Source organism: Mesorhizobium sp. M1066 (assembly GCF_040318635.1).
Taxonomy (GTDB): Bacteria; Pseudomonadota; Alphaproteobacteria; order Rhizobiales; family Rhizobiaceae; genus Mesorhizobium.
Genome location: NZ_JAMYMR010000025.1, coordinates 68,351 through 89,708, shown reverse-complemented (window position 1 = coordinate 89,708; position 21,358 = coordinate 68,351). Strand labels below are relative to the sequence as shown.

General features: G+C 58.5%; 15 protein-coding genes and 1 pseudogene. 12 read left to right on the top strand and 4 right to left on the bottom strand.

The window, feature by feature from the left end; translation table 11 throughout:
• Positions 1–141, top strand: a pseudogene (locus NKH52_RS25175) (capsular biosynthesis protein CpsI); the annotation flags it as partial.
• Between the two features lie 400 nt (positions 142–541).
• Here the strand turns inward: NKH52_RS25175 and NKH52_RS25170 are convergent.
• Positions 542–1,918, bottom strand: a complete 1,377-nt coding sequence (locus tag NKH52_RS25170) for an HlyD family type I secretion periplasmic adaptor subunit (protein ID WP_352734675.1) — start codon at positions 1,916–1,918, stop codon at positions 542–544.
• Entirely contained in the window at positions 1,911–3,662 is a 1,752-nt protein-coding gene (locus NKH52_RS25165; RefSeq protein ID WP_352734676.1) for a type I secretion system permease/ATPase, read from the bottom strand. Before NKH52_RS25165 ends, NKH52_RS25170 begins: the two co-directional genes overlap by 8 nt.
• A gap of 141 nt (positions 3,663–3,803) precedes the next feature.
• On the opposite strand from NKH52_RS25165, the gene NKH52_RS25160 reads away from it, so the two are divergent.
• The 10 genes from NKH52_RS25160 to NKH52_RS25115 all read left to right on the top strand — a co-directional run bounded on the left by NKH52_RS25160 (position 3,804) and on the right by NKH52_RS25115 (position 17,486).
• Positions 3,804–4,076, top strand: coding sequence for a hypothetical protein (locus NKH52_RS25160; RefSeq protein ID WP_352734677.1), 273 nt, complete (start codon positions 3,804–3,806; stop codon positions 4,074–4,076).
• Between the two features lie 176 nt (positions 4,077–4,252).
• On the top strand, positions 4,253–4,597 hold the full coding sequence (locus NKH52_RS25155; RefSeq protein WP_352734679.1) for a hypothetical protein: 345 nt from the start codon (positions 4,253–4,255) through the stop codon (positions 4,595–4,597).
• A gap of 11 nt (positions 4,598–4,608) precedes the next feature.
• Positions 4,609–5,592, top strand: a complete 984-nt coding sequence (locus NKH52_RS25150) for an ATP-grasp fold amidoligase family protein (RefSeq protein WP_352734681.1) — start codon at positions 4,609–4,611, stop codon at positions 5,590–5,592.
• A gap of 325 nt (positions 5,593–5,917) precedes the next feature.
• Complete coding sequence (locus NKH52_RS25145; protein WP_352734683.1) at positions 5,918–7,678, top strand: calcium-binding protein; 1,761 nt, start codon at positions 5,918–5,920, stop codon at positions 7,676–7,678.
• A gap of 527 nt (positions 7,679–8,205) precedes the next feature.
• Positions 8,206–9,414: a glycosyltransferase family 4 protein gene (locus tag NKH52_RS25140; protein WP_352734685.1), complete on the top strand. Its 1,209-nt coding sequence runs from the start codon at positions 8,206–8,208 to the stop codon at positions 9,412–9,414.
• Positions 9,411–10,670, top strand: a complete 1,260-nt coding sequence (locus tag NKH52_RS25135; protein ID WP_352734687.1) for an O-antigen ligase family protein — start codon at positions 9,411–9,413, stop codon at positions 10,668–10,670. The genes NKH52_RS25140 and NKH52_RS25135 overlap by 4 nt, the downstream gene beginning before the upstream one ends.
• Positions 10,670–12,667, top strand: a complete 1,998-nt coding sequence (gene asnB, locus NKH52_RS25130) for an asparagine synthase (glutamine-hydrolyzing) (RefSeq protein WP_352734689.1) — start codon at positions 10,670–10,672, stop codon at positions 12,665–12,667. Before NKH52_RS25135 ends, asnB begins: the two co-directional genes overlap by 1 nt.
• A 1-nt stretch (position 12,668) precedes the next feature.
• Complete coding sequence (locus NKH52_RS25125) at positions 12,669–14,900, top strand: GumC family protein (RefSeq protein ID WP_352734691.1); 2,232 nt, start codon at positions 12,669–12,671, stop codon at positions 14,898–14,900.
• 211 nt (positions 14,901–15,111) lie between these two features.
• The gene (locus tag NKH52_RS25120) at positions 15,112–16,449 is read left to right on the top strand and encodes an oligosaccharide flippase family protein (protein ID WP_352734693.1); all 1,338 of its coding nucleotides are present in this window, start codon (positions 15,112–15,114) and stop codon (positions 16,447–16,449) included.
• Positions 16,446–17,486, top strand: coding sequence for a glycosyltransferase family 2 protein (locus NKH52_RS25115; protein ID WP_352734695.1), 1,041 nt, complete (start codon positions 16,446–16,448; stop codon positions 17,484–17,486). The genes NKH52_RS25120 and NKH52_RS25115 overlap by 4 nt, the downstream gene beginning before the upstream one ends.
• 79 nt (positions 17,487–17,565) lie before the next feature.
• Here the strand turns inward: NKH52_RS25115 and NKH52_RS25110 are convergent, their stop codons facing one another.
• Positions 17,566–18,273 carry a helix-turn-helix transcriptional regulator gene (locus NKH52_RS25110; protein WP_352734697.1) on the bottom strand — a complete coding sequence of 236 codons (708 nt, stop codon included), beginning with the start codon at positions 18,271–18,273 and terminating at the stop codon, positions 17,566–17,568.
• 213 nt (positions 18,274–18,486) lie between these two features.
• Between NKH52_RS25110 and NKH52_RS25105 the strand changes: the two genes are divergently transcribed.
• A complete protein-coding gene (locus NKH52_RS25105) occupies positions 18,487–20,229 on the top strand; it encodes a PAS domain-containing protein (RefSeq protein WP_352734699.1) in 1,743 nt (580 codons plus the stop codon).
• On the opposite strand, the gene NKH52_RS25100 is transcribed toward NKH52_RS25105, so the two are convergent.
• Positions 20,222–20,896 (bottom strand): LuxR C-terminal-related transcriptional regulator, encoded by a 675-nt coding sequence (locus tag NKH52_RS25100; protein WP_127294361.1) that lies wholly within the window; start codon positions 20,894–20,896, stop codon positions 20,222–20,224. The genes NKH52_RS25105 and NKH52_RS25100 overlap by 8 nt on opposite strands.
• Between the last annotated feature and the right edge of the window lie 462 nt (positions 20,897–21,358).

Here is a 21,358-nt window from a genome sequence, read left to right as displayed (position 1 = left end):
CTGCAGCCCGGCGACGTGCCCGATACCTTCGCCGACACCTCGGCGCTGGAGCAGGCGGTCGGCTACCGCCCGACGACGACAGTGACCGAGGGCGTCGGGCGGTTCGTCGAGTGGTACCAGGCGTATTTCGGGCGGGGATAGACAAAGTCTTTGCAAGATCACGGCTGGCAAACTCGCCTCAGGCCATCGTCCAGTGATGCTCGATGGCTGCGCCAGCTCCTGCCAGCACGACGCCCACGGGATTGGCCGCCCCCCCGCAATTCGCACCGCAGCAACATTGATCTTTGATGGGTGATGTTGCGGTTCCGCTCGCCCGCCATCCGCCATTCGCGTTCGTTTATTTCATTGGGCAAAAACTACCGACAGCGGACAAACTGCCTCGCTATTCGAATGATGCGGTAGCGGCACATAACGCGCATGTTTCCTCCAGCCGGAGGCGCTTCATCCCCGCGCCGCCGGTTAGGCTCGACGGCCGCCCGCCCCCAAAAAGCCGTCGGGCCGCCAGAAATCCCGATATCCTACTCGCCTCCCCTCCTCGCCATCACTGCGTAAACGCCTTGGACATCTGATCCGCAAAGGGTTTCAACAGATAAGACCAGACATTGCGTTCATCGGTGCGGATATGAACCTCGGCGGGCATACCTGGCCTCAGCACCTTCGCTTCGGTCAGGCAGTTCGATTTGCTTTCGACCTTGATACGCGCCGAGAAATAGGAAAGCTGACGTTGCGGATCCTTAATCAGATCTGCCGAGATGTGTTTCACTGACCCTTGGCAGACCGGAGTGGTTCCCACGTCGAACGCCGGAAAACGAATCGATACCGGCTGCCCTGGCCGGACGTCGTCGACCCGCGACGGAGGGATCAGCGCGTCCACCACAAGATCATCGGCATCAGGTACGATGGTCATGAGCATCTCGCCAGGCGCGATAACGCCGCCGACGGTATGGACAGCCGATTCCTGTATCGTTCCGGACTGCGGCGCGCGGATCGTTGTCTTGGTCAATTCATCCTGGGCCACAATCCTCCGTTCGTTGAGTTCGGTCTGCTTGGCTTCCGTCTCGCGGAGTTCGGTCGTCACGTCAGTGCGCCTTTGGTCATCCAGCTGCAGCATCTGCAACCCCGTTTCGCTAATGCGCGCCTGCGCTTCAGCTACTGCGGCAGCGAGGCGCCCCGATTCTCCCCTGGCCCGGGTGGCATCCAGCCTGATGTTGCTCACCCTCTCCTTGGAGACGAGTTTTTTGGCGTAGAGGGAATCAACGTCGGCGAAATCCTTATTCAGCAGAGCAACCGATTCATCCACCGCGCTCTGTTGCGCTTTAAGACCGTCGATCTGACGTTCAAGTTGCTGGGATTGGCTTCTCAACTGTGCCTTCTGCCCAGCCAAAGCCGAGGCGCGCGTTTCAAAGAGGCTGCGCTCGCCGTTGACGAGCGCAGCCAGCTCCGGTTGGTTCATTCGCGCCTTCAGGCCGACCGGCAGCTGCATTTCCGCCAGGCCCGTGCGCTCGGCCTCCAGCCGGGCGAGGCGGACGGTCGCGCGATCGAGATCCTCACTAATGATTTGCAGGTTCGCGCGAGTCAGCGTGTCGTCCAGTCTGACCAGCACGTCGCCGGCTCGTACATGATCTCCGTCCTGCGCGAAGATCCCGCCCACTGTGCCTCCGGTTTGATGCTGGACCTTCTTGACGTTGGTTTCTACCACCACGGTGGCCGGTGCAACCACAGCGCCGGCGATGTTGGTCAACCCCAGCCACAGGCCGCCGCCAAGGACCAGCAGACCTGTAATCACCAAGCCGAATATCAGGTTGGCCCGTATACCGTCCGGCAGATCTGGCGCGCTCACGGCAGCCCGTTTGCTGCCACGAAGGGTCCGAGCATACGATGAGAAAGCGACGAATGTTTCGAGCAGAGCTTCATGCATGTCCGGCAACACCCGGTATCGGCGCCAAAGAAGATGGCCGAGGTGAAACAGGCGGTGAAGGTCGGAGCACGTTTGCCAAGACCTGCTCGCGCGAGCCAAAGGCATGAACCGTCCCATTCGACATAACCAGCACCTGATCGATATTCGCGAGTGCCGAAGGACGATGCGCAACGACAATGACGATGCCCCCGCGCTGACGCACTGTCCGTATGGCGCCGGCCAGGGCAGCGTCCCCATCCACGTCGAGGTTCGAGTTCGGTTCGTCGAGCACGACAAGAAACGGCTCGCCATAAAGTGCTCGGGCGAGACCCACGAGTTGCCTCTGCCCTGCCGACAGGGCCGCTCCGCCCTCGCCGATGCGGGTCTGAAATCCCTGAGGGAATTGCATTATCATTTTCTCGACGCCGGCTGCTCTTGCCGCCGCAAGGACGCCTTTTGGATCCGTCTTGCCTCGGAACCTCGAAATGTTGTCTGCTACCGTGCCGTCAAACAACTCCACATCCTGCGGCATGTAGCCGATATGGGCGCCGAGCTGTTCCGAGTTCCATTGATCGAGAGAGGCGCCGTCCAATCTTACCGAGCCATGGAGCGGCTTCCACACTCCGACCAACGAACGCACCAAAGTTGTCTTGCCGGAACCGCTTGGGCCGATTACGGCCATCCCAGCGCCTCTCGACAGATGGAAGCTCACATTCACCACGGTCGGTCTTGTCAGGCCGGGCGGCGCGACTGTCAGTTGCTCGACGGCAAATCGTGTCTGTGGACGAGGCAATTCCATCGGGTCGTCCTGACTGCCAAATGCAGCCATGACAGCTGCCAGCTCGCTATAGCTGCGCCGGGTCGATAGAAAGCCTCTCCAGTTTGCAATCGCCGCGTCAACCGGGGCCAAGGCCCGGCCGAGCAATATGGAAGATGCGATGATCACCCCAGGAGAAGCTTCACCGCCGATGACCAGGTAAGCACCGAGCCCCAGAACGCCGGATTGCAGACCCATGCGAAGCGCCTTCGAGAAGGAACTGGCGCCACCGACGACATCCGAGAGGCGTTCCTGCTGACCAAGATATGCGCGGCTGACGTCGCTCCAGCGTCGAGCCAGTCGACCAGAAAGCCCCATTGCATGAACGACCTCGGCGTTGCGCCGGGCGGAGTCGGCAAGCGCCCGTTGCGACGACAGCTCCTCGGAGGCGCGCGCGGCCGGACCACGGCTAAAGACTTCCGCAACCGCCGTCAGGAGGACCACGGCGATCGCGCCGACGGTTGCCAACAAGCCTAGCAAAGGATGGAGCAAATAAATGATCACCAGATAAAAAGGGATCCACGGAGCGTCGAAGATGACCGTCGGTCCCGTTCCGGAAAGAAAGCCGCGCAGTCGGTCAAGATCGTGCAAAGGCTGCAGACGGCCTGCATCACGTCCTGCCTTGAGCGGCAAGGATAGGGAGATGGAGAACACCTTTTGCTGCAAATTTCTATAGAGAAGACTGCCGATGCGGACCAGCACGCGAAGCCGCACGAAATCCAGGAGCCCGTAGACCGCATACAGGCCCAGCATGCCGATCGTGAAGCCCACCAGGGTGGGAACGCTCTGCGACGGCAGAACGCGATCGTAGATCTGCAACATATAGACCGAACCGGTCAGAGCGAGAATGTTTATCACTGCCGAGAACAGCGCCACGCCAAGCAGCCCAGGCATGCAGGCGAGAATGGCGGAACGCAGCTCGGGAGAACCGGCCCCCGATGTTTTCATGACCAGCGGTCGTTCGCGCGACACTGCCGCGCCGTTACTTCCGTAAGTTGTGATGGCTCAAACCTTTCTTGATGCGCATAGCAGCCGCTATCCGTCGCCCCCCTTATTACGCTCTGCTTACATACGTCGACTTTGAGGAAAATGCAGCGGATTCGTGGCGCAGGACCAACGAAGCGTGACCCGCAGCGTGCACAGGCTGGGGATAACTTCCCCAAAAAAGGGCAATTCGCGCTAGTAACGCAGTCCAGAATCGAACACGCAAAAAGGGCTTATGTCCTTGCTTCCACACACTTTCAAAGACGCCGCGGTGGTTGGCACAAAATACCTGATGCGGAGCAACAACTTAGATCAATCAAACCTTTTATCGTTCTGTATTTTGTATTTGATTTCGTCGTGATTACACCAATCACCTGAGCAGACGTTGGGTTTAACCGAATCAACCAAATGATCTTTGGTTGACACTCCATTACGTACGATAGGGCCATGGTGCGGCAGTGAAGTCCGGCATCCAGTCCCCCAGACTTCAGCGGCGGCAAGTGGACAACCGTCAGGACGGCGCGCAGCATGCGTCATTCAAACGGACGAGGACAGTGATCGAGCCTGACCGTATTCTGGGTTTAGCTCATGCGCAGGATGGCGACTGGATAAAAGGCTCGTTCACCTCGGGGCGCTCTGGCCGACGGGCTCAAACCCGCCTCGGCTGGCGGACGGCTGCCAATCTGCCCAAGAAGGCGGATCGCGCCTTCACCATCGTCGTTATCAGAGCGGAGGCTGCGGTAGTCGGTGCGTTATCCGCAAACAATGGAAGAGTAAATCGAGGCGACCGAAATGAGAATTGCGACTGCGCTTCGGTTCGCGATTTCCTATTTCAAAATGTCTTCGAGGGGTCGCCTAAGCCGATCGCATGGCGATATTGGGCTGAATTCGATACGTAGTGGGGTGTTGCGTGGAAAAGAAGTATCGAAAATTAAGAAGAGCTGTCTGGGAAACGATATATAGGGTCAGCTTGATAACCCCGAATTTTTACGTTCTGAACTACCCCATAGCAGCCGCTGGATTTTTTAATGGAAACAACAGGTTCCCAAGACGGGTTTCCAGCCAATCTGCTACGATAAATGATTTTATATTTGATAGAATGATACGGAATAGATGGGGTTATCTAGAGAAGGTATGCGTTGATAAGCATTATGCCAAGTACATAGCTGGTGGAATCGCAGGTCTGAAAATCCCAAAGACGATTTCTGTATTCAAGATAAATAGAAATACAACGGCAGATGATATCCTACTTTGGATCGAGCCTTTCATCGGACATCATTTCGTGATGAAGCCCACCCATTCCTCCGGAAAAGTTATGTTCCTCGACAAGCCGCTCAATAGGAAAACCATAGAGGAATTCTTAAATTTTTCTAAGAGATCGTACTTCAATATTGGACGAGAGACGCAATATTATAAAATGGAAAAGAAGATAATTATCGAAGATAATATTTCTACCGGAGGAGAATTAAGTGATTACAAATTCTTTTGTGTTCGCGGTAAAGCAGTTTATCTTCAGGTCGACGTCGGTAGATTTGTTGATCATAAGAGAGCTGTCTTTTCTCTTCCGGATTTTAAGCAGATTGATGTCATGTACGGTTATGGCATACCAGGAAACGTAGAAAGGCCGGAAAATCTCGAAAAAATGATTGAGATTGCGGAGGCGATATCTATAGATGTTGAGTTTGTCAGGGTTGATTTGTACAGCGTTAATGGGGACATATATTTTGGAGAGATGACCTTTTCTCCATGCGCTGGATCGGACCATATTTCAAACGAGAGTTGGGCCATAGATTTTTTAAATAGGATCAAGGCAGAAAGTGTTTCTAAAGCAGCGATAGGTGGCCGCTTCACGCCGCAAGCGGCACGATCTTTCGACGGCCAAGTCGGCGGCTGAGCCGCAAGGGCTTAGACGAAAGCCTCGGTTCATGTGCCGAGGCACCCCATCGGCTTTCCTCTAATTGGGGATAACCCTGTCGGGAAAGGCGCATATTTCCCCATCACGCGGCTCAACAATGAGCCGGATGAGAGGGGCTTATGTTGTTGTTGCGGCACCGTTTTAAAAGACTTCGGTTGCCCGAAGCGGGACATTTCCTGCTATGCAGCAATCCTGTCGGCGATCAAAGATTCTATCCAGCGTGTGTCGTATTTGATTTGGGCCTAATATGCGCCGTCAACTAAGCAGACATGGGGCATAACCGAATCAACCAAAGGATTTTTGGATGACACTCCACTACGCGTCCGGTGGATCAGCCGCCGAGATCGCAACCGCCGGATTCAATCTGGCTGATGTTCAATACGTTTCACAAGTCAATGCTTTACCGGATGGCATGAAAGGTTTGGTTTATCTCGGTGAGCACGACGGAGTAACTTCGTCTTTCATCGATAAAGTCACTCCCTTCATAGGTAATCCGGATGTGTTCGGGTTTTACCTTAGCGACGAGCCTGATCCGACAGGCAAGTGGGGCAGCTACGCAACCGCTGCAAATCTAAAGGCGGAATCCGACTGGATCCATTCTCATTTTCCCGGCGCCAAGACCTTCATCACCATGATGAACTTGGGCACAGATGGCTCCCCGAGCTACATGAACCCGAACGACCCGGCCCACGCCGCTTACAATCCGGCGAATACGGGCATCGATTTCTACGGCATCGGCTATTACCCCATCAACAACACTTCGGCTCCAGACTACAGCCACATCGACAAGATGGTTGCGGCTGCCGGTGAAGCGGGCATCCCGATCGACAAGATCATCCCGCTTTATCAGGGGTTCGGCGGTGGCAACTGGGAAACCAGCGCTGGCGGCAAGTTTGTCATGCCCACCGCTGCCCAGGAGCAGGCCATGATTGATCGTTGGGCCGCACTGGTTCCGTCGCCGGCCTTTGACTATACCTATAAATGGGGAACGCAGAATGGCGACACCGCGCTTGAAAGCGCCTCGGAACTGAAAGCCTTTTTCCTTCAGCACAATCTCGAGGGCACCCATGCCCCGGTCTCGCCCCCGGTTAGTGATCCTGTCACGCCGCCGGTCAGTGATCCGGTCGGCACACCGACCACGCCTCCAACTCACGCCGGCGCCCCTGCTCCCGCCCCGTCGGGCAGCGATCATGTCTTCCATGGCACGCGCGGCGCAGACGTTTTTCACGCAACCACGGGCAATGACAAATATCTCGTCAACAATGCTCATGACAAGGTGATGGAAGCGCCAAACGGGGGGTTCGACAAGGTCGCGGCCTCGGTGAGTTACGCTCTTACGGCGGGATCACATGTCGAGCAGCTCTCCACCGCCAATTCGGGTGGCAGGGCGTCCATCAACCTGACCGGCAACGAATTCGGTCAAGCCATCTATGGGAATGGCGGCGCCAACAAGATCAATGGTGGCGGTGGCGCCGACAAGATGACAGGCTATGGCGGCAATGACACCTATTACGTCGACAATGCCCACGACAAGGTGGTGGAGCAGAGAGGAAGCGGCGCCGATAAGGTTCTTGCCTCGGTGAGCTTCGCTCTTTCGGCTGGCTCGCATATCGAGCAACTCGCAACCACCAAGGCATCCAGCAAGGCCGCCATCAATCTGACCGGCAACGAATTCGGACAGACCATTCACGGCAATGCCGGTAGCAACAAGATCGACGGTGGCGGCGGAGCCGATACGTTGAGCGGGCACGGGGGCAGAGATGCCTTCGTGTTCAGTACCGCCCTTGGTGCTGGAAACGTCGACAGGATCACTGATTTCAACAAAGCCCAGGACAAGATTCACCTCGATCATTCCATCTTTGCCGGTCTCGATCAGGGGGGCCTCTCGTCGGACGCTTTCTTTGCCGGCAAAGCCGCGCATGACAGTTCCGATCACATTATCTACAACAGTTCGACGGGAGCTCTTTCTTTCGACAGCGACGGCGTCGGAGGCGCAAACCAGATCCATTTCGCGAGCCTCTCTCCGCATCTGTCGATTACCGCATCGTCTTTCCTGGTCACCTGAACCAGCCCGACGAAGAACTGCTTTAAGAAGTCGGCGAGGCCCCTGGGCCTCGCCGTCAGATATTCCGCTTGTGCGGAACAGGGGCTGATGAGCGGATTCGGTGCTGAAAATCCGACGACGCAGGCCGAGGGCCGACTCATCGCGTGACGGCCCGGCGCAATCAAGTGTCAAAACTTTTGCCCATTGGCGAACCGCGGGGAGCTCAGGCACCACGCCGCCGCAATTGGACGCTCGGAACCTTGGACAGCCAAGGTGATGCGGACCAGCCACTCGTACCGGCTCAGGCAAATGCCGCGCCCAGGAGACACGAGTCACTGAGCGCTCCGGTAACCGCGAGGGATCTCGCCTCGCTGGTCGCTGCCCTTCCAAACATCACGGGTGTCATTCAAACGGACGAGGACAGGCACCTGGTGTCCCCCTAGCGTGCACTCGGGCGGCATGCGCTCAGAGGTGGTGAAACCGGGCGATGGCAGCATCGAGAGCCGATCGGTTCCTCGACTTGACTGCCATGTGCGTGGGAGAGGCAGATGAACCCGCACCTGGTCTGCGTGGGAGGCGAGGATCACGCCTTGAGAGTTCCCTTCCTCATCGCGCTGCGAGAGAAAGGCTTTCGCGTTACGGCGGTCTCGAGCGGTTCTCCCGTACCGTTTCTGCGGCATGACATTTCGCATCACAGGTTCTCCTTCGATCGGTTTGCATCTGGCGGCGGGGAATGGCGCGCTCTAGGAACGATGCGCCGATTGATGCGGGAGCTTCGGCCCGACATCATCCAGAGTTTCGACACCAAGCCTAATCTGTTGACGCCCCTTTCCATGCGGGGAACAATCCCGGTCATTCGCACCATCAACGGGCTGGGCTGGACGTTCTCATCGCTGGCGCCTCGCGCTTTGGCTCTGCGTCCGGTCTATTGCGCACTGCAATGGCTCGCGTCTTCGTGGACGGCAGCGACCGTTTTCCAAAATCGCGATGACCAACTGTTCTTCGAGCGCTTTCGGCTGATCGGTCGCGGAAGCTCGCGACTGATACGCAGTTCCGGAATCGATGTCGATGCGTTCGCAACGGTGCGCCATCTCGGGTCCTCGGCAACGAAGATGCGTAGGGAACTCGGCCTCCAGTCCGCCGAAGTGGTGATCTTTGTCGGCCGCTTGACCCGTCAGAAGGGTGTGGGAACCCTCCTCAAGGCGGTTCCTCGCATCGTGGCCGAAAGACCCGCAGCACGGTTTGTGCTTGTCGGTCCGCGAGAATCCGAAGGCTCATTCGCAATCGACAAGTCCGAGATCGACCGGCACGCACCTCATGTGCTGGCCTTGGGTCCACGACGCGATGTAGCTGATCTCCTTGGCATGGCCGATGTATTCGCCTTTCCCACCCAGTATCGCGAAGGAGTACCGCGTGTGTTGCTGGAGGCAGGGCTTGCGGGACTGCCAATCGTGGCTTCTAGGATGCCAGGCTGCAGAGACGTCGTCGAAGACGGGTGGAATGGCTACCTGGTTGCACCGCATGATGCCGATGCCCTTGCCTCGCGAACAATAGACTTGCTGTCCGACTGCGCAGCGGCCAAGGCAATGGGCGCCCGTTCCGCTGAACTTGTGCGGGAGCGATTTGCCCTGCCGTTGGTGGTCGATCAGTACTGCGACCTATACGAAAACACACTCCGCGCGGGGCTTCCGCGACCGCTCCCTGCTGTCGCACTTGAGGGCAGCCTCGCAGATCACCGGGGCGGAGCACGTCAATGATCCGGGACGCCTTGCTCGCCCTGGGAGTTGCGATGTCCTATGCGACGCAACTGGGCGTTCCGGGATTGCCGCTCGGCTATGGCGAATTGTTCATCGCGATCTGGATCGTTCTGGCGATTGGACGAATATTCGCCGGGGGTCGTCTCCAGGTCACACCCGCTTTTGTCCAACTGGCGAGCTTCTGGCTGATCTTGTCGCTGGCTTTGGGAATCGGCACGATCGTCGGCTACCTGACCACCGTCCTTTACCTGACCGGGCTGATACATGACGTGATGGCCTACATGCTGCTGGCCGGCTTCACATGCCTGGCGGCCGCGGAGCCCGACGCCGATCGTCACCTTCGCCGCAGTGCCTGGTGGGTGATCGCCATCGCAAATGGGAGCTTCGTGATTCAGCTGGGATTGGCATTTGGGGTAGCCCACCAGTCCGGCGTCGACCCCTGGTTCTGGGACAGGTTCCGTGGCTGGTCCGAGAACCCGAACCAACTTGCGCTTTATTGCGCGCTCTTTGGCCCCCTGGCTTTGCACCTTGCCACGACCACCCGCAATCCATGGCGCCGTGTGCTCGCACTCTCCAGCCTGATCCTGACCTTTTATGTCGGCCGGCTGACGAAGAGCGACACCTATCTCTACACCAGTATCCTGAGCTGCCTCGTCTTTCTCGGATTGCGGCTTCGTGCATGGATCGCAACGAGCGGTCGCGCCAGCCTGTCTCGCCTGGCAGCAATTGTGCTGTTGTCGGGTTCCTTGCCTCTAGCGCTGGCGATGACGCCGTACGCGCTCACCGAAGAGGCCAGCGTCGCCCATTTTGCCAAGAGCCTTACCAAGGACCAAGGTGGAGAAGCGACACTCGAAACGTTCGAACTCCGGCTCTATCTGTGGGAGGAGGCCGTGGAAAAAGGGTTGAAATCCGGATCCCTGGGATTGGGCCCTGGGCCCCACCTCGAGCGCCCGCCCGTCGCCGACCGTCAATTTCTGCAGCGACCCTTCGAGGCCCACAATACCGTTCTTGACCTTTACCTGCAGGGCGGATTGCTTGCCGTGATGGCATTGGTCTGGATCGTGGGAGCCGCAATGTCGCTTGCCTGGCGAGCGGGATTCGACGCGCTGCTGGTGCTCTGTGCGTCGACGATAATCTTCAGCATGCCTCACCTGATCATCCGCCATCCAATCGTGTGGTTTTCGCTGGCTTTCTGCCTCGTTGCCGGAAATCCGGCCGCACTTCGGCGGCAGCTTGCTGAACCGAGGGTGCCCTAATGTGTGGGATCGCGGGAATTCTATTGGCTTCCGATGCCACAGACATAAAGCCGCTCCAAGCGATCGGGCGGATGACCGCATCGCTGCGTCACCGGGGCCCGGATGGCGAAGGGCTCTGGGCGGATCGCGAAGCTGGAATCGCACTGGGCCACAGGCGGTTGGCAATTGTCGACCTGTCAGCCGCCGGGCACCAGCCGATGCGTTCCGCCAGCGGCCGGTACGTGATCACCTTCAACGGTGAGATATACAATTTTCGCGATTTGCGTTGCGAACTCGAGTGTGCGGGCCAAACCTTTCAAGGTGCCAGCGACACTGAAGTGATGCTCAGCGCAATCGAGCATTGGGGGCTTGAGACCTCCCTCAAACGCTTTGCCGGAATGTTCGTGTTCGCGTTGTGGGATCTGAAGACAAGAAGCCTTTATCTGGCCCGCGACAGGATGGGTAAAAAGCCCCTCTATGTTGCTTCGACCCGAGACGCATTGGTTTTCGCCTCTGAGCTGAAGGCGATCAACTCCTTTCCGGGCTTTTCTTCCGACCTTGATCTTGATGCCGCGGCGGCAATGCTTTCAACGGGATGGGTGCCGGACCACCGGTGTATCTGGCGAAGCGTGTTCAAACTGCCGCCCGGTTCTGTCCTTTGCGTCACCGCGGCGAATTTTGCCGAAGACCGCAGCGCGGACCGTCTTTCCCAACGCGTTCGCCGCTGGTGGTCACTGGCTGACGTTGCTGCCGATGGGCGACGGAACCCCGCCACCGGCACCGACGAAGATCTGGTTGACGAACTTGACAACCGGCTTCGGCTGGCCGTGCGGGAACGCATGATCGCCGACGTCCCTCTAGGCGGCTTCCTGTCGGGGGGCATCGACAGCTCAGCCGTGATCGCCTTGATGCAGGCTCAATCCTGCAAGCCGGTTCGCAGTTTCACGATCTCGTTCGCAGAGGGCGGCTTTGATGAAGCTCCATACGCAGCGGCCGTTGCCCGTCATCTGGGTACCGACCACTCCGAACTTCACCTCTCGCCCAGCGCCGCACGTGACGTCATTCCCGAGTTGCCGCAGGTCTGGGATGAACCCTTCGCCGATGAATCGCAGATACCGACCTTGCTCGTTGCCAGGCTCGCTCGTCAGCACGTCACCGTAGCGCTGTCGGGCGACGGCGGTGACGAATGCTTCGCAGGATACGGCCGCCACTTCATGGCGGAGCGGCTGAAACGACACCTGCGCCTGCCCCGACAACTGCGCCGAACCTTGGCGGCTGGGGCAGGTTTTTTCGCACGCGCAGGACGTGACGATGTCGTTGGCAAACTGCCGCTCTCTGCGAGCGCGAGGCATTTTATCCGGAGCGACCGACTGGAACGTCTCGCCCGGCTGCTCACGGCATCGAATGAAGACGAATTGTTTCAGCGGCTGGCGCGGCCACAGGCTGAAAACCTGGGACGTCAGCGGCCGACCGAACCAATCCACGGCTACGGCGGTCCGCCGCTTGACGACCTGCTCTCCCGTCTTCTGTGCGATGACATGGCGGGATACTTGCCTGGCGATATCTTGGTGAAGCTGGACCGTGCCACCATGGCCAACAGCCTCGAGGGCCGGTGTCCTCTGCTTGACCACCGCGTTGTCGAATTCTCCTGGCGGCTGCCATCCAACATGAAAGTTCGTGATGGCGCCGGCAAATGGATCCTTCGTCAACTGCTACGCCGCTATCTCCCGCAGCATCTGATCGAGCGTCCGAAACAGGGCTTCGATGTCCCTATCGCTGCATGGCTGCGGGGTCCGCTGCGCAACTGGGCCACCGATCTTCTCGCCGACATGCGAACCGAAAGCAGTGATGTATTGGACGCTGCGAAGATCGACGCCTGCTGGCGCGATCACATTGATGGCCAAAACCGGTCGCGCGAATTGTGGTCGGCGTTGATGTTCCAGGCCTGGCGGAGCAACGCCAACCGGCAAGCACAGCAAACCGCCCCAATTCATGAACCCGATCTGGCAGGAGTATAATATGGTAGGTTCCGCAATCAGCCCGATCCAGCTGCCACGAGTCAATCAACCACCAGCACCGGTTCTCGAAGGCAGAGTGCACGTGCGGTCATTGCGCGAATATGTCGAGCCGCCCACCGCGTCGCGCCAACTCTTCGTCATCCTGGCAAGGCGAAAATGGTCTATTGTTGGCTTCGCTGTGTTGGGCGGCCTGCTGGCGGGGTTGCTGGGAAGCCTTCGACCGGTTCTCTACGAGGCAACTACCCAGCTTATCATCGACGCCCCATCGCGCGGTTCACTGCCCGTCGGCGCCCCGTCTTCGCAGGACCTCGTTGATTCAAGCATAGATGACCACATCACGATGCTATCGTCGCAAGATCACCTGCGCCGCGTCATGGCGGCACTGCGCAAGACAGGTGCGGCGGACACCGGACAGGACAATTCCGCCACCAAGAATTCCCGGCTTGAGCCGTCTGCCATCCCTCCCCCGAGGACACGCTCACTTGCCGGTGGTCTACTGGACCGGCTGTGGCCAGGAGCGGACAAAACAATCAACGATTCACAAGCCGAGGATGCCTCCGAGTTGAGAGCTTTGCGGCGAGGAATGCGGGTCGGGCAGGAGCTGCGATCGAGAGTAATCTCCGTCGCTTTCGCCGATGACAGTCCCGCACGGGCGGCGCTCGTGGCCAACACATTCGCTCAGGTCTATGTCGACAATCTAATAAGGAGAAGGCAGGCGTCCGACCAGCAAGAACTCGATGCGATCACCACCAGCCTGCCAAGGCTGCAAAACGATCTGCAGGCAGCGGCCGACCGCCTTGAGAAATATCGGCTGAGCCACGGAGCCATCGACCAAGGCTCGGCGGACAATGCAGCCAGGGAACGGGCCGACCTCAGCCAGCAATTGTCGATGTCAAACGCGGATCTCGCCGCTGTGGAAACTCGGCTGCGACATGTTCAGGAGCTTCGAGAGCAGGGGGCTTCTTTCGCCTCCGTGGCCGAAGCTATTGGCGGGCCTGAACTTGCCGACCTTGCGGCTCGACAGGCTCGCGCGCCTGCGGACCCGGAACTCAGAAACGCTACTGAAAGCAAGGTCGAACAAGGCATAGACAAGATTGCTGCGGACGCGAACATTTTCCGTGCCCAGATCGCCACTCTTGAAAGCCGGAAGGCCATTTTGGATGCGGTCATGGCCGACACCGCCAGCCGGCTTTCCGGGTTGCGGGCTCTCGAGCCGCAGGTCAGTTTGCTGACCCAGCGATACAACGAACTTCTTGGCCGGCAACAAGATTTGACGCGGCGTATCGGAGTTCCCTCGGCTGGAATTTCCATCCTATCGGCGGCGTGGCCGCCGACCATCCCGCAGACCTTGCCTGCCATCTTCCTTGTCCCGCCAGGGATGATTGTGTTCGCTATTCTGGGGGCGATTTTCGTCACGATGCGCAATCACTTCGATCGGACTTTCCGCGGCGAGGCCGAGGCGGAAGCGATCCTCAAGGTTCCATGCATGGGGCAGATTCCCGAAGCCGGCAGGGTGCATGCCAAACGACTGCGAACCCTTGTCCTGGGCGAGCGCAGCTCCGCCTATAGCCGCGCCGTGACGTCGTTGCTAATTGCTGCGGCGCCCAATGCGCTGAGGGCTCGTTCGTCGTACACGGCGCTTGTCACCTCCAGCGTCCCGGAGGATGGGGGGACCGAGCTCGCATGGAGTTTAGCGCTGGCCGGCACGCGGATGGGCGGTCGAGTCCTCTTGATCGATCTTGAACGCAAGGGCGTTCAACTCACGCTCGAGTTCCTGCATCAGTTCAGCGAGCGCAAGAGCCGCCATTCCTTCGCTGACTATGTCTGCAATCGCAGCAACCTGGAAAATGCCGTGGCCAGTCTGCATGAAATCGGCATCGACGTGATGACCGCTGCTCCGTCGGACGATCTGCTGGCGGTGTTGTCCTGCGAGGATGGGGGCAAAGTGATGGCGGATCTGCACTTGACCTACCGCATCGTCATCATAAACCTGCCGTCGGCGCTCGGGCGGCCGGAAGCCAAATTTCTGGCTGGATGGGCTGATGCGGTGCTTTTCGCCGTCCGGTGGAGGAAAACGCCACGCACCCTCGCTCGCGGGGTGCTGGAACTCCTTCAGGGCAGCGGTTCTCTGGCGATACCTGTCGGCAGCGTCCTCACGCAAGTGAACTTGAAAAAACATGCCGGATATCGGCTCGAGGATAGCGCCGATCTCTTGCGCGAGCAAATAGCATGATCAAGCACAGGCTCGTCCTTGGGCTGCGGACGATCCGGGGCGGTTCATCCAGGGAGCGGCCAGGACGATTCACGGTGCAGCCTGTCCGCAGAGCGCGTCATTCAGGTGAATGATGGCAAGGTCCGGTGTGCATCGTAGGCTGCGGCAATCCCCGATATGTCTCCCTCGGAAGCGCGAACCGATGGCACTAAGCGACCTTCTGAGACCCAAGATGGTTCCCGCGGCCGAGACAGCCATCATCGCTGTTCGGCCGAGCACGATCGGTTCGATCATTCGTGCAGCTGGTGAAGTGTCGGCGATGGCAATTGCCGGCCAACTCACTCTTCTTGCTGCAATTCCGGTTTTGGCGCGGCTCTATTCGCCTGCGGATTTCGGCATCTTTACGATTTATCTGTCGATCGTGAACATCCTCGCCGGGGTCGCAGCATTGCGCTTCGAGGCGTCACTCTATGGGGTGAAGGGGAGCGCGCAGGCCTATGTGACGGTCAAGCTTATCCTTTTGGCTGTCTTCGTGACGACCGTTCTGGCCTTTTCGGCCGGACAGATGCTGTCGAACCTTGCTCCCAATCGCCTCGGCTCGCTCGCCTGGCTCATTCCGATCGGAATGGGAGGCGCAGGTCTGGTCGAGGCCATGAACTGCTGGAGCCTGCGTGCCGGCCTTTTGCGTGACTTTGCCCTTGGGCGGCTGATCCTGCCGGCGAGCATGGCTGCACTGCAATTGGCTTTCGGCTTCGCCAACCTCGGCGGTGAAGCGATGATCCATGCCCATATTCTGAGCCAGTTCGTCTTTATCGGGTATATCGGTTATCGGGTGACGAGCTGGGAGGATATGCGCGGCATCGTACGGGCACCTTGGCGTGCGGTGTTCGAAAAGGCTCGGCGGGAATACAAATTTCCTCTGTTCGATATTCCCGCAACACTCGCGAGCATAGCGATCAACAATCTTCCGGCAGTTCTTGTCGGTGGGCTGTTCGGCACCGCATTTGCCGGATATTTGGGCGTAGCAACGCGCCTGGTTACCGGTCCAGTGACGCTGATCGCTTCACCGCTCAGCAATGTTTTTGTCGCCGAAGCAAACCAGAACAACAATCGTGGACACCTGCTTGGTGTGGCGCGCGGGCTTCTCCTGCTGGCCGCCGGCTTTACCGCCGTGCCGATATTGCTGCTTGGACTCGCCGCGCCCTATGTGGTCGTTCCGCTCCTGGGCGAGCCTTGGATGCCCACTGCGGAAATCATGACCGCACTGGCGCTGATGGGCGCGGCACAAGCGTTGTCGACTCCGCTTAGCGATGTTCCCGCTCTGTTACGTCGGCAGGGAACAAGACTGGTCATCGACCTCGCACGAGCGGTTCTCGTGTTTGGCCCGCTGCTCGCCGGCGCCCAGGCGGGCTGGCAGCCAGTCACCGTCATCTATTTCATGGCCGCCGGCGGCGCGTCGGGTTTCGCTCTGAAATTGGCAGCATCGCTGTATCTGCTGACTCACGACCCTCAACCAGCAGGCGCTGCAACGTGCATCCAACATGAATGTCTCGAGGAAAAAACACCATGAATTCGTCGTCGGTTGACAACCTTCAAACGGCAGTTGCGGTCACCCAGCATGACCGTGCCGATGTCTCATGGTCACGCCCTTTTATCTCGGTCGGGATACCAACCTTTCGCCGACCGGATACGATACGCAGGGCGATCGACAGCGTCTTGGGCCAGGATTACTCCGATTGGGAGTTGGTCGTGAGCGACGACGAGGGACCGGAGGGTGAGACCTGGGCTATCGTGACCGACTATGCACGAAGCGAACCTCGCATCCGCATCATCGAAAACAGCCGAGGTCGCGGTCAGGTGGAGAACACCAACAACGCTATGCTGTCTTGCTCCGGGCGATGGATCAAGTTGCTGCATGACGATGACTGGCTTGCGCCAGGTGCACTCAGGACATTCGCCGAAGTCGCCAATCAGCACCCCTCGGTCGCCTTCATGACGTCTGCCGCAAACATAATCGAGGACAAGCGGGTGAGATTTCGCCAAGTCCCCAAGGAGCAGGAACCGATCTCCCTTTATTCCAGCCAGCAGTGCCTGATGGACCTCTATCTGGTGCGCGCGACACGCTGCCTGGGTATTATTCCATCCACATTGTTGATCAACAGCGACGTCATTCGTGCCGGCTGCTTGATGCGCACGCACAAAGAGATTCCGGCCGGAGTGGATCAACTGTTCTTCGTCGATCTAGCCAGCCATGGGGACATGGTGGCGATAAGCGATCCGCTTACCTTTTACGATGCAACGAACCATCCAAGCATTACCACGACAAAGAGTTTCCGCGAGGTCGACGAAGTGACCCTCGCCGTCAAGCAGCTTAACTGGAATCTCATCAAGGATCGCAACCATCTCCCGCCTCCCGAGACATTGCTGCGGGCGTTGCGGGTTGCTCGTATTCCCATGCGGTTCCACCAGCAGTCCTGGTTGACCACGTTCCTGGATGGGATTCAGATCTTCCGGCCTTCCGTCATGAAGGTGGCGGGCTGGCACGTGCTTAACCACGTGTTTGCAATCCGCCCAAGATTGGGCCGGGTGCGCACACGTCGGCGGTAGGGTGAGGCTGGCGGACAAGCGCGCCGGCAACAGATTGCGCGCGCACAAGCCTGTGCGCGCGAATGGTACGGCCGTTACCTCACGGCAAGACGCATATGCGCCCAAGAAGAGCTACCAGTTCCGCCTGGCGCCGTGTATCGGTCTTGGCGAACAGCGACGCCAGCTGCGACCTTATCGTGGTCCGGCTCAAGCGCCGCTTGCGGGCTATGTCCAAAGGGGCATCCCCCTGCGCCAAGCGCAGCGCAAGCTGCGTTTCGGCACTCGTCAGGCCAAACATTCTTTGCAGCGTCTGGGGATTTGGCCCGGACCTGTTTTCACGATCCAGCAGCGCCACGATACTTGTCGCGTCAGGCGTTGCTATGCCCTTCTCGTTCAATATCAGAGGCCTGTCGCCCATGCCGCGGATCACCACCCATGAAAGCGTGCCAGGAAGAAAATTGCCCGGCACGTTTGCGATCAGCCGTCTCAGAGCAACAGACACTTTGCCGGCCGTATCAGCTGCCTCGCCCTCGCGCTCCAGGGTGTTTTGAGCAGCTGAATTCCACTCCATGACCTTCCTGTCGCTGTTCAGGATCAGATAGCCACAACCGATGCGATCAAGCATTCTCACAACAGATGCAAGGCTGCTCTGCCGTGATTCGACAGCCACGCCGTCGAACCTTTGTGGTGCTTGATGCCAGGCGGAACTATGGCCACCCTGCGTTCTCAAGGCGGAAACGGGCTTTCCCCCGAAACTTCCATATTGGCGACCAAGAACTCCATCATCCTGCCTACCAACCAATGCCATTTTCTTACCTCCCGCAAAACGGCAACGCCTCCCAGTCAAAAGGAGGTGCCTTAAACATGTCAGTCAGGTCGCTTGGAGAGTTGCGGTCCGATCCGCCCCCGACATCGGACAAAATGCGCGCTACAATCCCGGGGAACAATCCTGCGGTCGGACTAGTCTGTACGCTTTTCGGCCTAATCTCGACGGACTAGTCAGAAGGTTATAGTCTGGCATATGCGTTTGCATTCGCTCAGTTTGCATCCGAACAGCTCAGGCAAGTTGCTAACCCACCTTGCCTCGATGTCGCTTCTGATCGCGACACTTGCGGTCGAGACAGCGCTGCCCGCCTCCATGGCATACGACGTCGGTTTTTTTGAGTTTATTCCCACCATTATTGCCATCTCATATCTCGAAGATCGCCTGATCGCCCTTGCGGCAACGTTTGTGATGGTGGCCGTCGGCTTGTTGGCGCGGGATATCCTGCACAATCCAATCGACGTGGACGTTTGGATTCGGGCCATTCTGCTGCTGGTTGCAGGGGGGATGATCGCCCTGACTTTCCACCGGCAGAGGCAAGACTACCGCACCCTTTTGCAGGTTGCCGAGGATAGACTCGTGGCCTTGGAGGCAACCGAAAACAGTTATCGCTGGGCATTCGAACGTGCCGCCATTGGCTTTGCCAACATGAGCGAGAACGGAGAGTTGCAACGGTCCAACAAACGTCTTTGTGAGATGACAGGGTATGCCGAGGAGGAGCTTTCTAGTTTGCCAGTCAGGACACTCATCCATCCTGAGGACAACCACACTTTGGCGGAAGCGTTGACTCGCCTCAAAGACACGACTTCGTTCGGCTCGGAGATCCGTCTCCTGAGAAAGGACGGCACGGTTTTGTGGACAAGATTGGCACTGTCTTTAGCCGTGCCAGCCGATGCTCTCCCTCAAAGCATCTTTGTAATGGTGGACGACATATCGGGAGAGCGAACCGCCCGCGAGGCACTCCGGGCTCAGAAGGAATGGTTGGACCTGGCGCTATCGTCCAGCCGGTTGGGAACATGGCGCATAGATTTCGAGAGCGGGTTCGTGAACGGCTCAGCCGCGTTCTGGGAAATGATGGGACTGGCACCCGCGCCGAGCCGTCCATTGCAGGAATTGGCCGCGGTCGTTCACCCGGCCGATTTGCCTAATCTGACGGCCCCGCGAGAGCTTGCATCAGGCGCCAACTATGACGCGGAGATCCGCATCAGGCGAGCTGGCGGGCATATCCGCTGGATTGCTCTTCGGGGACGGGACGAATTGCGCGATGGTCGTGCACAGCGAATAGGGGTCGCCGCGGATCTCACTGATCGGCGCATAACCATTCTGCTGCGGGCTGCGGCGAAGAAGCGAGAGCGGGCCATGCTTGAACAGCGCCATAGGCTCAACAATCTGTTTCCGGTGATCACGGCGCTTGTAAACATGGTTGGTGCCCCCGACAACGATATCGCCCGTTATAAGCAGACACTGATCGAAAAAATCGGCGCACTCCAGGCGACGCACCTGCTTCTTTCACGCGATGGCAGCCTGTCGGCTTCCCTGCGCGATCTCATCGTTCAGGAATTGCAGCCCTATATGGGTACGCACAACATTTCGTTCAGTGGACCAGAGGTTAAAATGGCTGAGGGTTCGGCTGAGAGCTTCGCAATGATCGTTCACGAGCTTACGACCAATTCCGTGAAGCATGGGGCTCTCGGCACTCCGGCAGGCCGCATCGAGGTCGTGTGGCAATTCGCAGCCCAGGAGCCCGGCGCCGACATAGTGTTTGAATGGTCGGAATCGGGAGAGCGCCGGGTCTCCACCTCGGCTCGGCGCGGTTTTGGGTCGTTGATCATTGGAGCCGACGGTGAGCCTATCGTGGGCCACTCTTCCAAGCTTGAGATGCTGGATCACGGACTGAAATATTCGGTCCGGCTGCCGCCAAAAGCAATCGGCGCTAGTTGATGTCTCTGGCGGCCCATGTCTTCAGCAACACCGCGGCTTCCGTCCGATTTCGTGCTCCAAGTTCGCGCAGGACGGCGGCAGCATGAATCTTCGTCGTCGCTTCTGCAATTTCAAGAGAGCGGGCAATCTCTTTGTTCGAGTAACCTTCGGCCATCAACCTGAGGACTTCCTTCTGTCTAGACGTAAGCCTGCCCAGATTGTTGGCGCTGATGGTTCTGTGGGGCATTTGCGTGGGAGCCCCGGATGGAAGGCGTACCGGCTCCTTCGACCTTTGTGAAAGAAGTGCCGGAACGTAAATACGGCCGGCCAGGATTTCGTTCACCGCCAGGACCACCTCCTCGTCCGTTTGGGACTTTACGATATAGCCATGAAGTCCAATCGAAAGGGCAGTCAGAATCTCGGCGCGTGAATCGGTCCCCGAGACAATTGCAAACCGTGTGTCGGGATGAGCCGGTAAGACGTCGCGAAGATCATCCTGACCGGACAGTCCCGGCATGTTCAGGTCGAGGATGGCGAGATCAACGGGCGCCTGATCTTCAAGCAGGCTTATGACGGTATCAAAACACGCCGCTTCGAATATTTCCAAGTCTGGAATGCCGGCCATCAATGCCAGCCGCAGCCCACGACGATACAAGCCGTGATCATCGGCGATGATAATACGATACATGAACCACCCACCTTTGGCAGCCCGCATGTGTCCCTAGCTGCCGAAACCTCCCTTTGGATGGACTGTACGGTGACCCAACATAGATCAGCCGCCCGCTGATCCCCCGTATGTCGACGCTCGCGCCGCCCATCCGCACATTTCAACCTGCTAATGTAGCTTACAATCGCACACATTTCAGGCCAGATAGCAAAGTGTTTTTTTCGTACGAACGGTAGCGATGCCCTTCCGAGAAGGTTGTTACCGGCGCGGACATGCGCACAGTAGGCTACAGCTCCCAGCTCTGATTGATCGCCCTGCCGCGCCCATGCCCTGCCAGCTGGAATATTGAAATCAAAACGCCGGGAAAAGTGCCATTCAAATGCACGACGACGCCCTCTCGGGCGCCACTTACCATCGCTGCACTCCGGAGAGGCGAAACCAACACTGGCGTACCTTCCGGCCGGTGGGGCTGGACCCATCACA

Coding starts and splice junctions, on each gene's coding strand:
- NKH52_RS25105 (WP_352734699.1), top strand. CDS start 18,487: ATGCGTTTGCATTCGCTCAGTTTGCATCCGAACAGCTCAGGCAAGTTG.
- asnB (WP_352734689.1), top strand. CDS start 10,670: ATGTGTGGGATCGCGGGAATTCTATTGGCTTCCGATGCCACAGACATA.
- NKH52_RS25100 (WP_127294361.1), bottom strand. CDS start 20,896: ATGTATCGTATTATCATCGCCGATGATCACGGCTTGTATCGTCGTGGG.
- NKH52_RS25120 (WP_352734693.1), top strand. CDS start 15,112: ATGGTTCCCGCGGCCGAGACAGCCATCATCGCTGTTCGGCCGAGCACG.
- NKH52_RS25170 (WP_352734675.1), bottom strand. CDS start 1,918: ATGCATGAAGCTCTGCTCGAAACATTCGTCGCTTTCTCATCGTATGCT.
- NKH52_RS25110 (WP_352734697.1), bottom strand. CDS start 18,273: ATGGCATTGGTTGGTAGGCAGGATGATGGAGTTCTTGGTCGCCAATAT.
- NKH52_RS25140 (WP_352734685.1), top strand. CDS start 8,206: ATGAACCCGCACCTGGTCTGCGTGGGAGGCGAGGATCACGCCTTGAGA.
- NKH52_RS25160 (WP_352734677.1), top strand. CDS start 3,804: ATGCAGCGGATTCGTGGCGCAGGACCAACGAAGCGTGACCCGCAGCGT.
- NKH52_RS25115 (WP_352734695.1), top strand. CDS start 16,446: ATGAATTCGTCGTCGGTTGACAACCTTCAAACGGCAGTTGCGGTCACC.
- NKH52_RS25145 (WP_352734683.1), top strand. CDS start 5,918: ATGACACTCCACTACGCGTCCGGTGGATCAGCCGCCGAGATCGCAACC.
- NKH52_RS25125 (WP_352734691.1), top strand. CDS start 12,669: ATGGTAGGTTCCGCAATCAGCCCGATCCAGCTGCCACGAGTCAATCAA.
- NKH52_RS25135 (WP_352734687.1), top strand. CDS start 9,411: ATGATCCGGGACGCCTTGCTCGCCCTGGGAGTTGCGATGTCCTATGCG.
- NKH52_RS25165 (WP_352734676.1), bottom strand. CDS start 3,662: ATGAAAACATCGGGGGCCGGTTCTCCCGAGCTGCGTTCCGCCATTCTC.